13 protein-coding genes and 1 pseudogene are annotated in these 13,023 nt (G+C 68.4%); 4 read left to right on the forward strand and 10 right to left on the reverse strand.

Annotation, left to right across the window (positions count from 1 at the left end; translation table 11 throughout):
* The first annotated feature begins 81 nt into the window (after positions 1–81).
* Together AB0M45_RS18410 and AB0M45_RS18415 are read left to right on the forward strand one after the other, a co-directional pair.
* Entirely contained in the window at positions 82–501 is a 420-nt protein-coding gene (locus tag AB0M45_RS18410; RefSeq protein WP_364330045.1) for a VOC family protein, read from the forward strand.
* Entirely contained in the window at positions 501–1,067 is a 567-nt protein-coding gene (locus AB0M45_RS18415; RefSeq protein ID WP_364330048.1) for a TetR/AcrR family transcriptional regulator, read from the forward strand. Before AB0M45_RS18410 ends, AB0M45_RS18415 begins: the two co-directional genes overlap by 1 nt.
* Here AB0M45_RS18415 and AB0M45_RS18420 read toward each other — a convergent pair.
* The 3 genes from AB0M45_RS18420 to AB0M45_RS18430 form a co-directional block, all read right to left on the reverse strand.
* Positions 1,057–2,391, reverse strand: a complete 1,335-nt coding sequence (locus AB0M45_RS18420) for a tetratricopeptide repeat protein (RefSeq protein ID WP_364330051.1) — start codon at positions 2,389–2,391, stop codon at positions 1,057–1,059. The two genes, AB0M45_RS18415 and AB0M45_RS18420, sit on opposite strands and share 11 nt — an antisense overlap.
* A gap of 89 nt (positions 2,392–2,480) precedes the next feature.
* Positions 2,481–3,677, reverse strand: coding sequence for an AI-2E family transporter (locus AB0M45_RS18425; RefSeq protein ID WP_364330054.1), 1,197 nt, complete (start codon positions 3,675–3,677; stop codon positions 2,481–2,483).
* A gap of 66 nt (positions 3,678–3,743) precedes the next feature.
* The gene (locus AB0M45_RS18430; RefSeq protein ID WP_364330057.1) at positions 3,744–4,796 is read right to left on the reverse strand and encodes an NAD(P)-dependent alcohol dehydrogenase; all 1,053 of its coding nucleotides are present in this window, start codon (positions 4,794–4,796) and stop codon (positions 3,744–3,746) included.
* Positions 4,797–4,957: 161 nt separating this feature from the next.
* On the opposite strand from AB0M45_RS18430, the gene AB0M45_RS18435 reads away from it, so the two are divergent.
* The gene (locus AB0M45_RS18435) at positions 4,958–6,076 is read left to right on the forward strand and encodes a S1C family serine protease (RefSeq protein ID WP_364330060.1); all 1,119 of its coding nucleotides are present in this window, start codon (positions 4,958–4,960) and stop codon (positions 6,074–6,076) included.
* Between the two features lie 10 nt (positions 6,077–6,086).
* On the opposite strand, the gene AB0M45_RS18440 is transcribed toward AB0M45_RS18435, so the two are convergent.
* The 4 genes from AB0M45_RS18440 to AB0M45_RS18455 all read right to left on the reverse strand — a co-directional run bounded on the left by AB0M45_RS18440 (position 6,087) and on the right by AB0M45_RS18455 (position 9,056).
* Positions 6,087–6,653 (reverse strand): vitamin K epoxide reductase family protein, encoded by a 567-nt coding sequence (locus tag AB0M45_RS18440; protein ID WP_364330063.1) that lies wholly within the window; start codon positions 6,651–6,653, stop codon positions 6,087–6,089.
* The gene (locus AB0M45_RS18445; RefSeq protein ID WP_364330066.1) at positions 6,650–7,426 is read right to left on the reverse strand and encodes a thioredoxin domain-containing protein; all 777 of its coding nucleotides are present in this window, start codon (positions 7,424–7,426) and stop codon (positions 6,650–6,652) included. The genes AB0M45_RS18440 and AB0M45_RS18445 overlap by 4 nt, the downstream gene beginning before the upstream one ends.
* 537 nt (positions 7,427–7,963) lie before the next feature.
* The gene (locus AB0M45_RS18450) at positions 7,964–8,194 is read right to left on the reverse strand and encodes a hypothetical protein (protein ID WP_364330069.1); all 231 of its coding nucleotides are present in this window, start codon (positions 8,192–8,194) and stop codon (positions 7,964–7,966) included.
* A 286-nt stretch (positions 8,195–8,480) separates the two neighbouring features.
* A complete protein-coding gene (locus AB0M45_RS18455) occupies positions 8,481–9,056 on the reverse strand; it encodes a TetR-like C-terminal domain-containing protein (RefSeq protein WP_364330072.1) in 576 nt (191 codons plus the stop codon).
* A gap of 94 nt (positions 9,057–9,150) precedes the next feature.
* Here AB0M45_RS18455 and AB0M45_RS18460 point away from each other — a divergent pair, with 94 nt between their 5' ends.
* Complete coding sequence (locus AB0M45_RS18460; RefSeq protein WP_364330075.1) at positions 9,151–10,488, forward strand: carboxylesterase family protein; 1,338 nt, start codon at positions 9,151–9,153, stop codon at positions 10,486–10,488.
* A gap of 442 nt (positions 10,489–10,930) precedes the next feature.
* Here the strand turns inward: AB0M45_RS18460 and AB0M45_RS18465 are convergent, their stop codons facing one another.
* The 3 genes and pseudogenes from AB0M45_RS18465 to sigM form a co-directional block, all read right to left on the reverse strand.
* A complete protein-coding gene (locus tag AB0M45_RS18465; protein ID WP_364330078.1) occupies positions 10,931–11,287 on the reverse strand; it encodes a helix-turn-helix transcriptional regulator in 357 nt (118 codons plus the stop codon).
* Between the two features lie 234 nt (positions 11,288–11,521).
* Positions 11,522–12,325, reverse strand: coding sequence for a hypothetical protein (locus AB0M45_RS18470; protein WP_364330081.1), 804 nt, complete (start codon positions 12,323–12,325; stop codon positions 11,522–11,524).
* A gap of 101 nt (positions 12,326–12,426) precedes the next feature.
* A pseudogene (sigM, locus tag AB0M45_RS18475) lies at positions 12,427–12,988 on the reverse strand (RNA polymerase sigma factor SigM).
* Positions 12,989–13,023: the final 35 nt, after the last annotated feature.

Here is a 13,023-nt window from a genome sequence, read left to right on the forward strand (position 1 = left end):
CGTTCGACCGAACCGGAGGCGGCCCTTTCGGTCGATGCACGGAGACTATTTCGGTACAGTTCGTACTGTATTCTTTGAGATATGGAAACCGAGGACTGGCCGGACTCGTTGGGGGTGGCGCAGGTCAGGATCGCACGACCAACCGACCGGCTCGACGAGGTGGTGCGGTTCTACGTCGACGGTCTCGGCCTGCGCGAGCTGTATCGATTCGCGAACCACGCGGGCTACGACGGCGTGATGCTCGGACTGCCCGGGACCGGATATCACCTGGAGTTCACCTCGCACGTCGACGGGAGCCCCGGCGACGCGCCGAGCGCGGAGAATCTCTTGGTGCTGTACTTCGAGGGCGAAACCCACATGTACGACGTGGCGCAGCGCCTCGGCGAATTCGGCGTCGAGCCCGTGCCCGCCGAGAATCCGTTCTGGGCCGCCAACGGCGGCTTGACCTTTCCCGATCCGGATGGCTGGCGGGTCGTACTGATGCCGCGCCCGGTCTTCTGATGGCGGGACGGGCCCGGGACGATCGCATCGACGCCGCGGTGCTGAGTGCCGCGCGCGAGCTGCTCGACGAGGTCGGATACGCCGATCTGTCCATCGGTCAGGTCGCTGCACGCGCGGGCTTGCACCGCCCGGCGATCTATCGCCGATGGCCGTCGAAGCGCCACCTGGTGGTCGACGTCGTGGCCGACCTGCTCGGCCTGCAGCCGACTCCGGACACCGGCGACCTCCGCGCGGACTTGACCCTCGCCATGCGCAACCTCGTTGCCGCGCTGCGCGATACCTGCCTGCACCGGGTGCTGCCCGCGCTGGTCGCCGACCTGGCGGGCGACGAACAGTTGCGTGCCCACTTCCTGGCCACCGTCTTCGAACCGCGGCGCCGGACCACGGCGACCGCGCTGCGGTCGGCTATCGCGCGCGGCGAGATCGAGCCGGGAATCGACCTCGATTTCGTGCTCGACGCGGTCGCGGCGCCGATCTATTACCGTGCGCTGTTCGGACACCTGCCGCTCTCGGACGATCTCGCCGGACAGTCGGTCGCGGCGGTGCTGCGCGCGATCACCCGGTGACCGCCGGCAGTGAGCTCAGCGTCGCGAGCACCTCGGTGGCGGCATCGGCGACGGAGTCGGTTTCCGTCATGGCCAGCGCGGCCGCGGCGGCGATGCGAATGTCGGGGAACAGCGCCACGCAGGCCGCCGCGGCGGCGCGGCCGGCCGCGGTGAGCGCGTCGTCATCCTCGGCGGCGGATTGCCATGCGGCGGTGGCGATCACCTCGTGCAGCCAGTTCAGCAGCTCCAAGCGCAGCGGCTGCGGCTCGCTGAGCCAAGCGCGGGCGTAGCTCACGTCGGTGCGCTCGTGCAGCAGGGCGCCGAGCACGACCATGGCGGCGGGCGCGGTGACGGAGTAGATCGAACCCTGGTGCAGGACCGTGGAATACAGGAAATCGATGCTGCGTGACCGGTCATCCACGTCATCGCCGATCAAGTCGGCGAGCATGACGGGGGCGTCGGCGGCGGAACCGTGGGCGTGAGCCAATCCGGCCCAGTCGGTCTCGCGCAGAACGGTCGCGGCCCGCTCGTGGTAGGACGGCGCGAGCGCGTCCGCCGCTCGCGTGCGCGCTTCGGCGTCCGTCGACTCGAGCGCGCGCTGGAAAGCGGCCAGCGCTGTCTCCGTGTCGCCGAGCCTGCTGCTGAACATTCCGATGTCGAAGCTGGCCCGCGCGGCTACGGCCGGATCGTCCGATGCGGCCAGGGATCGGCTGACCTCCCTTGCCCCGGCCAGATCTCCGGCCTCGCTCAGGTGCTGAACCAGGTCGCCCGCGACGATCACCGTCTGATCGGCGGGCCAATCGTCGATGACGGTGCGGTAGGCGGCTTTCAGGCCGGCCATATCGTCGTCGGTGCGCAGTAGGTAAGCCAGGTTGGACAGGGCCAGCCTGGCGATCTCGCCGGGACCGGAGGCGATCGCGTGCTCGTAAGCGGCGCGCGCCGCGTCCGAGTCGCCGCGCTTGGCCCGCGAATACCCGAGATTGATCCAGGCGCGCGGCGCCGCGTCGGTATGCCCGGACTCGGCCGCGCGCTGGTACATCGCCTCGGCAGCGGCGGTGTCGCCGCGCTCGGCCAGCAGCAAGCCGAGGTTGTACGCGGCGCGCGGCGCCGCGTCCGCGTGGCCGGAATCCACTGCCACGTGGTAGGCGCCCTCCGCGGCCGGTTTGTCGCCCGCCGCGCTGAGCAGGTCGCCCAGCTCGGCGGCGGCCAGCGGGGCCCAGTTCGGGTGCCCGGACGCGATAGCGGTCTGGAACGCGTCGCGCGCGGCCGCCAGGTCGTTGCGCCTGAGGTGCATCTTGCCGAGGTCGAAGGCCAGGTCCGGCGGCCGCTTCAGCATTGTTCCCATCCAGCCTCGGCACCTTGTGGTGCTGATCGTTTTCGAAGAGTTCTACATCGGCCGGCGAGTTTCTGGCCACTCGTGGGAAGGCGCGGTTCCTATTCGGTGGGTGGCTGGTCGGAGCGTGCCAGGCGGAGGGTCAACTGCCTGGCCCACGTCCGGCGCCGTTTCGGCGGCCGCCGCCGGGCATCGGTCTCGTCGGTCTCGACGTCGTAGCGGCGGATATAGGCGCTGGAGAACGCCTGCACCGTCGCGGTCACCGGAATGGCGAGCAGCGCGCCGGTCGCGCCGAGCAGCGCCGCACCCGCCAGCACCGCGCCGAACGCGACGGCCGGGTGCATGTCCAGCGTGCTCGCGGTGATGCGCGGGTGCAGCACGTAGTTCTCGAACTGCTGGTAGAGCACGATGAAGCCGAGAATCCACAGCGCGGTGCTCGGGCCGTGCACCAGCGCGACGATCACCGGAAGCGCACCCGCGAGATACGTACCGACGGTGGGGATGAACTGGGAGACCACACCGACCCACAGCGCCAAGGCGAACGCCGACGGCATGTCCAGCACTCGCAGCATCACGTAATGCGCGAGCGTCGAGATGAGTGCGAGCAGGCCACGCGAGTAGATGTAGCCGCCGGTTTTGTCGACCGCGATGTCCCAGGCGCGCAACACATGTCGCTGGCGTCGCGGCGGTAGCAGTGAGCAGACGGCATTGCGGAAGCGGGGGCCTTCCGCGGCGAAGTAGTAAGTGAACAACAGGATGCCGAGGCCCTGGAAGATCGCGCCGATCGCGGCGGCGCCGATGCCCCACACGTTGCCCGCCAATCCGGTGAAGTAGCCCTCCAGGGTCGAGCTCCACTCGCGGGCGTACTTCTGGATGTCGGTGCTGGACAGGTCGGTCTTGAACGTGCGGTTGATCCAGTCCACCACCCCGTCGGCGTACTCCGGCGCGTGCTTCACCAAGGTGGTGACCTGCTCGACCAGCAGCGCGCCGAGGGTCCACAGGAAGGCGACGACCAGTGCCGCCAGGGCGAGGAACACCAGTCCGGTCGCGAGACCGCGGCGCATCCCACGCCGGGCCAGCCAGTTCACCGCGGGCTCGATGGCGAACGCGAGGAACAGCGAGACGAGCAGAACCGTCAATAGGCCCTGTAAGCGCTGGAGCACCCAGCCCGCCGCCAGCAGTGCCGCGACCGTCGCCGCGGCGAGCAGGAACGCGCGCGGCAACCACTGCGGCATGCGGGTAGCGCCGCCCACGGGTTCGGCGGCTTGTGTCGTCTCTTCCTTGTCCTCCGCAGACACAAAGCCAACGTACCCACGCTGCGACCGGTTCGCGCATCGCGCTTCGCGCGGGTCGGGCGAGGCGGGTCACATCGTGGCGACGTCGATGACGAACCGATACCGCACGTCGCTGGCTACGACCCGGTCGTAGGCGCCGTCGATCTCGTCGGCGGAAATCAGCTCGATCTCGGCGCCGATGCCGTGCTCGGCGCAGAAGTTCAGCATCTCCTGGGTCTGCGCGATGCCGCCGATCATCGAGCCCGCCACCGAGCGCCGGTACCCGGCGAGGGTGAACGGCCTGACGCTCAACGGATTCTCGGGAAGGCCGAGGATCACCAGGGTCCCGTCCAGGTTGAGCAGGCGCAGGTAGTCGTCCAGCGGAAGATCCGCCGAGACCGTGTTGAGGATGAGGTCGAACCGGCCGCGCAAGTCGCGGAAAGTCTGCTTGTCGGCGGTCGCGTAGTAGCCGCTCGCTCCGAAGAGCTTGCCGTCCTCCTGCTTGCTCAGCGAGTGGCTGAGCACGGTGACCTCGGCGCCCATCGCGGCGGCGAGCTTCACGCCGACGTGCCCGAGCCCGCCCATGCCGATGATCGCGATCTTCTTGCCCGGCCCGGCGTCCCAGTGCCGCAGCGGCGAGTACAGCGTGACGCCAGCGCACAGCAGCGGCGCGGCGACGTCCAGCCCGATCCCCTCGGGGATCCGGACCACGAAGTTCTCGGTGACGACGACCTGGGTGGAGTAACCGCCCAGGGTGTGCCCGCCGGGCTGCACCGCCGGATCGACCGGGGTGTTGTAGGTCATCGTCGCGCCTGCGGTGCAGTACTGCTCCTCGTCGGCGAGGCACGGCGCGCAGACGCCGCAGGAGTCGACCATGCACCCGACGCCGACACGATCACCGACCCGGTGCCTCGACACCGCGGATCCCACCGCGGCGACCACGCCCGCGATCTCGTGCCCGGGCACGCACGGGTACCGGGTCCGGCCCCACTCGTCGCGCGCGGTGTGGATGTCCGAGTGGCAGATCCCCGCGTACTTGATGTCGATCAGGACGTCGTGCGCACCCAGCCCTCTGCGCTCGATCGTGACCTTCTCGAACGAGCCGTCGGGGGCGGACAGGGCGTAGGCGGCGGCGGTACTCATGGATACATGCCTACCGCCGCATGGGTCCAGTTGCCAACCATGACACGTAAACGACCCGGTCACGACCATTCTTCGGTCCGATCTCCGGTTCGATGATCTTTGCCGGTGATCTCCAGCGACAATGGAAAACGGTCAGCGATTCGGCCGAGGCGGGGAGAGCCATGGACGAAGGACGGCAGCAGGTCATCGCGCGGCGCGCGCCGAGTGGCGGGCGCGCGCTGGTCATGGTGATCACCCTCGTGCTCACCCTGGCCGCATTTCTCGGGTATCGCGGCGATCTGCCCAGCCGGAACTTCTCCGACCCCACCGGGACCGCGGTCTCCGCCCTGCCTGCCCTACCCGAGCCGCTGGACCCCGCGTTCGTCACGGCGGCCGTGCAACCGGCGCTGGTCAACATCAGCGCGTCCACCAAGCTCGCCGGCCCCGGCGCGGCGGGTTCCGGCATCGTGCTGACCGCCGACGGCGAGGTGCTCACCAGCCACCACGTGGTCAAGGGCGCGGACACGGTAACCGTCACCGACGTCGGCAACGGGACGGCCTACGACGCCGTGGTCCTCGGCTACGACTCCGGCGCCGACATCGCGCTGCTCGACCTGCCGGCAGCCGCGTTGCCGACCGCCACCATCGGTAGCTCGGCCGGGTTGCGGTTGCGCGAAGAGGTTCTGGCGATCGGCAATGCGGGTGGGACCGGCGGCCCACCGTCCGCGGTGCACGGCCCGCTCACCGACCTGGACAGCGAGATCGTGGCGGTCAACGTCGCCGATCTGTCGCGCAAGGCGCTCAGCGGCATGCTGGAGGTCGCGGCGGAAGTCACTTCCGGGCAGTCCGGCGGTGCCTTGGTCGACCGGAACGCCTCCGTGGTCGGCGTCATCGCGGCGGCGTCGGGAGACCCGGAGCATGCCGAGGACCGCTCACCCAACGGTTACGCGGTGCCGATCGACGCGGCGATGCAGGTGGTCGAGCAGATTCGATCCGGCACGCCGACCGACACGGTGCACATCGGCCCGACGGCCACCCTCGGTGTGCTCATCTCCAACGCGCTGCCCACCGGCACGGGCGCCCGGGTGGACGTGGCGATCTACGGTATGCCCGCGCACGCCGCGGGGCTGAGCGCGGGCGACGTGATCACCTCGGTCGACGATCGCGCCGTCACTAGCGTCCAATCCCTGCGTGCCGCGCTGAACACCCGCAAACCGAACGACACCGTCCGATTGGGCGTCACCGGCGCGGCCGGGGATCGCACGGTTCCAGTGGTGCTGACCGCGGGTCCGCCGAACTGATCGCGCCGGATCAGACCAGCGACAGCCAGTAGTCCTGGAAGCGCAGGAACACCAGCAGCAGCACCACCGCGAAGAACACCACGACCAGGGTCCAGCGCCACTCGGCGAGTATCCCCAGCGGGCCGCCGGAGCGACCCCACAACTGGTCGATGCTCACCGCGAGCAGTGGCGTGATGATCGCCCAGACCACCATGCAGTAGGGGCACAGCGCGTTGATCCGGTAGAGGCTTTCGAAGATCAGCCAGCAGACGAAGCCGACACCGAACACGGTGCCGAGCCACAACCCGCCCCAGATCCAGCGCGGGAACCCCAGCCCGGCCACCGACAGGACGCCGAGGGTGACCACGACGGAGAAGCTGACGACGCCGATCAGCGGGTTCGGGAACCCGAACGCCGCGGCTTGGTCGGTCACCATGACCGACCCGCAGGACAGAATCGGGTTGATGCTGCACGTTGGGGTGTAGCCGGGATCGGTCAACAGCTTGAACCGTTCCACGGTCAGCGCCACCGAAGCCAACCAGCCGGCGAGTCCGCCGATCAGCAGGACCCACGCGGCCCGCGGCCCCGCGGTGATCACTGGGCCGCGGCGGCGATCACGGGCGCAAGGCCGCCAGGGGTCATGAGCTCCTTGGCCGTCTGGATCTGCTTGTCGTTGACGAAGACCGACGGGGTCGACTGGATGCCGCTGTCCAGCACGTCCTTGGTGCGGGCCTGAATGTACTTGTCGTAGGTGTGCTCGGTGATGCACTGGGCGACCGCGTCGTCGGTGTATCCCGCGCTCTTGGCGATCTGGACCAACTGGTCGTCGGTCAGGCCCGCGCCGCCCTCCGGCGGCTGCTGGGCGAACATCGTCTTCAGCCAGTCCTGGTACTTCGTCGGGTCGGCTTGGGCGACGCAGTAGGAGGCGTTCGCCGCGCGCGTCGAGTACCGCGTGGTGGACGCCTTGTCCAGGAACGCGATCACGTTGTACTCGACGACCGCGGTGCCGTTGTTCACGGCGTCTTCCAGGACCTGGCCGTTGGCCGCCTCGAAGGCCTTGCACGCGGGGCACTGCAGGTCCGCCACGACGCGAACGGTGACCTTCGCGTCCGGCTTGCCGAGCCGGACGGCGCCGTTGTCGGTGATCGAGCCGGGAACGCCGCCGGAGTTCAGGTTCCCGGTCGCGGCGATCGACGGGGCAGGGCCGGGATCGTTCTTACGGGACTGCTTGACCGCGATGCCGATGCCGATCGCCGCGATCAGCCCGACCAGCACGGCCCCGACGACCACCTGGATCAAGATCTGACGGTTGCGGTCGGCGCGTTCCGCCGCCAGCAGCGGGTTCGACTTCCCACCCTGGTTTTTGCTCACCGTGCGCTCACCACGCCTTTCGCTCGACGGACGTTCCGTTCCTGCCGCCACGATCGTAGTTGCGCCGACCACGTCTGCTGGTGGCCGGGCTACAGCCGCCATCATCGTCCGCTTGCCTGAGAGATTCCGAAATACGGCTCGTGCGGCGCTGCGTTCATTGTGGTGTGATTCCGTCCCGGACGAGATCGACGGCTTCCCGCGCCAGGTCGGGGCAGCGCCTGGCCGAGTTGTGTGATGGACCGGTCCGCCGGGGGTGAGCATGGTCAGCCGGGGCTCCACCGTCGACGCGGCCGCACCGAGCCGGGCATCCACCACGTCAGCACACGGTTCGCTTCGTAGCCATTGGCTATGGGTGGCAATGCGGACGGTGGCCAGGTGTCGGGCGGCGAGTGAGATTCTGACCACAGGATGCCGAATGCCCCGGCCGTACCGGCGAATTCCGGCCTGGCCGGGGCATCATTACGCCGCTGCTTCGTCCCGCCATGGAGACGATCGCCCCGATTGATCACGCGGCCGAACGCGCTCCTGCGGAGGCGCTCAGCGCATCCAGCAGGGGGTGGCGTGTGGATTGATGATGCAGCCGAAGGTGCGCCCCGCCGAGGAGCTCAGCGATTCCAGCGCGCCGACCGGCTGGGCTGGTGATCGGGTGTCGGTGGTATCGGTCGGCTGCTCGAGCGGAATCGGTCCCGCGGACGCGGTAGCCGTGCCGAACCCGGTCGCAAACAGCGCTGCGCCGATGGTGACGGCAATCATCCCAAAGCGTTTCATTCCCAAATACCCTTTCTTTCTCGATCGACGTAGGCGATATCGATCGAGCAGGAAGTTACCCGCTCGCTATGCCACCAACCCTGTTGCTGTGCCACCAATTCTGGTGGGGCCGTACGGCGAACGCGCCGGCCGTACACCGTAACCAGCGCCCGCTACGACGTGCACATCGCAACCGCTGGCAACCGACGAGCAGCCGAGCCCGCCGGGCCACGGCTTCGCGCCAAAGGTTGAAATCGAGCCCAGGCTTCGGTGGGCGTTTCCGGGCTGGCCTGTGCAGCACGGCGTTTCAGCGCGGTGTGATTCCGCCGAGGACGAGAGCGATGGCGTCGCGCGCGAGTTCGGGCGGCAGCGCCTCGCCGAGTTGCGTGACGTGCAGATGGACCAGACCACCCAGGGTGAGCATGGTCAGCCGAGGGTCCACCGTCGACGCCACCTCACCGCGGGCGATGCCACGCCGGATGATCTCCTCCGACGCCGACAACCGCCGCAGCCAGAATTCGCGGCGCGCGGCGTCGACGTCCGGGTCGGCGTCGCCGATCACCGTGCCGCGAATCAGGGCCATGCCCGATGGCGTTTCCGCGAAGCGGATGAGATCGGTCATGAACCGCTCCAGATCGCCGCGCAGCGACCCGGTGTCCGGCAGGGGGATTTCCTCGGCCACCCGGGACAGCAGTGCGTCCAGCAGCAGCCTGGGCACCGTTTTCCAGCGCCGGTAGATCGACGTCTCGTGCACGCCCGCGTCCGCGGCCACGTCGGCGACCCGCACGCTGCCGATGCCGACCGACTCGATGCGGGCAAGCGTCGCGTCGAGCACGGCCTTGCGGAGCCGCGCGCCGCGGATCTGTGCCGAAGGTTCGCCCATGCCGCCAATTATCGCAAGTCGTCTTGCGTTGTGTGGTCTCGCTGCTTAGCGTGGTCATATCGCAAGTCGACTTGCGATAGAAGGCGAGAGTGGCATGGACAACGTGGTCGCACCCTCGGGGCGCTGGCGAGGCGAAGCCCTCGGCGGGGTATCGGTGTTTCGCGGGATCCCGTACGCGCGTGCGGAGCGATTCGGTGCGCCGGAGCCGGTCGCACCACACGACGGGGTGTACGACGCGACCCGGCGGTACGCGATTGCACCGCAGCTGCCGGGGCGGCTCGAACGCGTGATGGGACGGGCGGTCCCGCTGGATCAATCGGAGGATTGTTCGGCGCTGACCGTCACGACTCCGGAGGGCGTCGAACCCGGCGGTTGTCCAGTGCTGGTGTGGTTGCACGGCGGCGCGTATCTCGCGGGCAGCGGACAGTGGAATCTGTACGACGCCGACCAGCTCGTGCGGGAGACCCGCATCGTCGTGGTGTCGGTGAACTACCGGCTCGGCGCTCTCGGATACCTACGCGCGCCGGGTATTTCGGCGGGCAATCTCGGTTTGTGTGACCAGATAGCGGCTCTGCGGTGGGTGCGTGAGCACATCGCCGAGTTCGGCGGCGATCCAGAGCGCGTCACCGTCTCGGGGCAGTCGGCGGGCGCGCAGTCGGTCGTCGCTCTGCTGGGCATCGCGGAGGCGAGCACGCTGTTCGCGCAGGCCATGGTGCAGAGCGCACCGTTCGGCATCGGATTCCACAGCCACGGGCGTGCCGAACGAGTGGGGGCGATGTTCCTCGACGAACTCGACGCCGATCCGTTCACCGCTCCGGTGTCCGAACTCCTTGCCGCCCAGGGGCGTGTGGTCCGCCGGATCGCGGGGCCGGGTGCGTTGAACTCGGCGCCGCCCTTCCTGCCGGTGGCCGACGCCGATCCGCTGCCCGACGAGCCCACCTGGCGACAGGCGGTGCACGACGCGGCCGCCGACCTGCGAGTGGTGCTCGGCTGCACAGCCGAGGAGGCGCGGGCGTTCTACGGCGGCCCGCATCCGGTGTTCGGCAAGGTCGAGCGACTGCCGCTGGTCGGCGAACGGACGACCCGCGCGGTGGAGCGGCTGATCGGGCGAAAGGCCTTCGAGGACGGCCTGTTCCGCTTCGCCGACGAGCTGGCCGACGCCGGCGCGACCGTCTACTGCTATCGCGTAGCACAACTGCATCCGGCGAACCCGTACGGTGCCTGCCACTGCATTGACCTGCCGCTGCTGTATGGAAGTGGCTCGGCCTGGGCCACCTCGCCAATGCTCGCCCCCCTCGGTCCGGCGGAGATCGACGCGCTCGGCGTCCGGACCCGCCGGTATTGGGGCGAATTCGTGCACACCGGACAGGTCGGGGACACCAGCTGGCCGCGACATCAGCCCGGCTCCCGTTTCGCCCAGCAGCTGCCCTGAGCAGGGGTTCGCCGGGCCGCCATAGCTTAGAGGCGAATCACTGCGATTGCCTTGTCGTCATGCCGTTTCGACCGCGGCTGGTATTGCCCTGCCCAGCGCTGCAAGGACGAGTTCCTCAGCTGTGCTGCGGATTGATTCGCGAAGGACTTCCGATAAGTCGGCGTCCGGGGTGTCGATCGTGCGATGAAGTTGATCGGCCGAGGTGCCGACGTACAGCCCGGCGGGCTCTCGGACTCGGACTCGGGCAAGCGCAACCACCGTCAGCGGCGGTGCGGGAGCCACCGGAGCCGGCTCCGCAGGTGCAGCGCGGCGGCACTGGCTACGGGCAAGAACGCAGCCGGAGAATCGCGCGACCGGTGAAATCGTCTGCCCTACAAGGGGGATCACTCCTCGGCTGTAGGTAGGCCGATGCTCTGATCCATGTGCGCCGTGGACTGCAAGATCAGGATGTCCCACTTAGGTCGAAGCCAGGATCGTGATAGCAGGCCGGATCGCCTAGCTGATCCAGGCCGACCTGGTCGCTCGGCGGCACAGTTTTCGGCAGGTTCCAGCGCAGCTGGTTGAGCAACTGCTGCTGAGGCGTCTGAGACAGGAATGCGGGCCGACGCCACGGGTGTACCCACAGACCGTCCAGGACGGATGAAAGGGTGGACGGGGTCGGCACGTGGTTTCGACTCTCCAGCAACCACAGTGCCTGCGACGATACGTTGCTGCGCTTCGCCGCCGTCTTCAATGTCCAACCGTGTTCTATCCGCCACCTACGTAGTAGGCGGGCAAAGTTCGATTCGGGACTCTGCATACGCGCTCACTCCTCGGCGGCCGTGTGCCATCGGCCCTGGCGAGACTCCGAGGTTGCGCCACCGGATGCCTGCATCCGCTGTCTCGCCCACCGGATCTCCTACCGTCCTTCTGGTTTGGGTCAGGACGATAGCGCAACACGATCAGGCCCCGGCAATGCAGGCTGACCTACAGTCATCGTCCGGCACATGCCTGGCACCTGCGTTTTCGGGTCACTGTGGCCGATTTGGCGGTGTCAGCCGATGTCCTGGATCGCTCTGCGTTGCGGATCGCCTGCATCGCAACCAGTTCCGACCACCAAGGCGGTGATGGTGGGCGGACGCGGGCCGCTGAGCAGGATGAGCACGGCGTTGCCGCCGTGGAACATGAAGTCGGTTGAGCCGAGAACGATGCGGTCCAGTCCGTTGGCTTGCACGCAGCGGGCCAAGGCGGCTGGGTTGGCGAGGGAGCCGGTGACGGTGTGGCGGCCGAGTGCGGACAGGGCGATCGTAGCGGTGAGATCGTCGCCGACCTGGTCGTTTCCGGAGGTGGGTTGGGCGGTGGGCGTGGGACTCTCACTGCTGAGCAGGGTGGAGGCAACCCCGCCCACGGCGGCGAGCGCGAGGGTCGCCGCGGCTGCCGCTGCCAACCAGCGCACCTGCCTGCGTCGGCGGCGGTGCTCGGCGAGTGTGACCGGCGTGGCTTCGGAACCGATTGGCGGTAGCTCGGATTCGTCGCTCGATGCGGACGGTGACAAGGTGGGCACGGGATGGATCGCGGCGTCCTGCGGGGTGGAGTCCTCGCATGGGTCCAATTCATCGAGGAACCGGGTTAGCCGCGCGGTGACGTCGGCGGGCATGGCGTGGATGATGCGGTCGTCCCGGCCCAGAGCACGGAGCTCGGCGCTGACCTCGTCCAGGGACCGAAGGAAACGCAGCGCTTCCGCGTCGCGTGCGACCACCGGCCGCAACTGCTCACACTGCTCTGGAGTCAGATTGTCGGCGTGCAGGTCGGCGAGCAACTCGGCCGTGAGCGCAGGCCGCGGTACCCCGGTCGCCATCACACCTCCGCTATCGGCCTCTGACATCACAGGGCCCCGCACAAACCCGGGGCCGCCTCTACATCGTTTCGCCGTTCCTCACTATTACTGACGCATCCGGGCTAGCTCCGGTTCCCCGGATCACGCAGAAAATCCAACCGCTGTTGCAACCGCTGCCGTGCCCGCGCGCACCGGCTCTTGATCGTCCCCTCCGCCACACCCAGTAACGCGGCCGCCTCAGCCACGCTATACCCCTCCACATCCACCGCGACCAACGCGGTGCGCTGCTCCGGCGGCAGCGTGAACAGGGCGCGATCGATCACCATCGACATCTCCAGCTCGGCGATCGCATCGCGCTCATCCCTGTGTTCGGGCATGGTCTCAGCCGACAGCGACACCGCGTGGCGGGACTTGTTGCGCCGGATCCGATCCAAGCAGGCGTTCACCACGATCGCGTGCAGCCAGCTGCGGACCTCCGCCTCGCCGCGAAACGATCCGGCCGTGCGATGCGCCGACAACAACGCATCCTGCAACGAATCCGCCGCGTCCTCCCGGGTATAGGAGGTGCGCAAACGCCGTCTGCCACAAATGATCGTTATGCCTGCGCAGCAGCTCGGCGAACGCCTGCCGCTGCCCAGTCACATGCGCCCGCAACAACTCGAGATCAGAGGAGTCATCGGCGATGAACGAGCGTTCGCGGCACGCGACCGGCCGCGACG

Origin of the sequence: Nocardia sp. NPDC051787, assembly GCF_040681325.1 — a bacterium.
Classification (GTDB): Bacteria; Actinomycetota; Actinomycetes; order Mycobacteriales; family Mycobacteriaceae; genus Nocardia.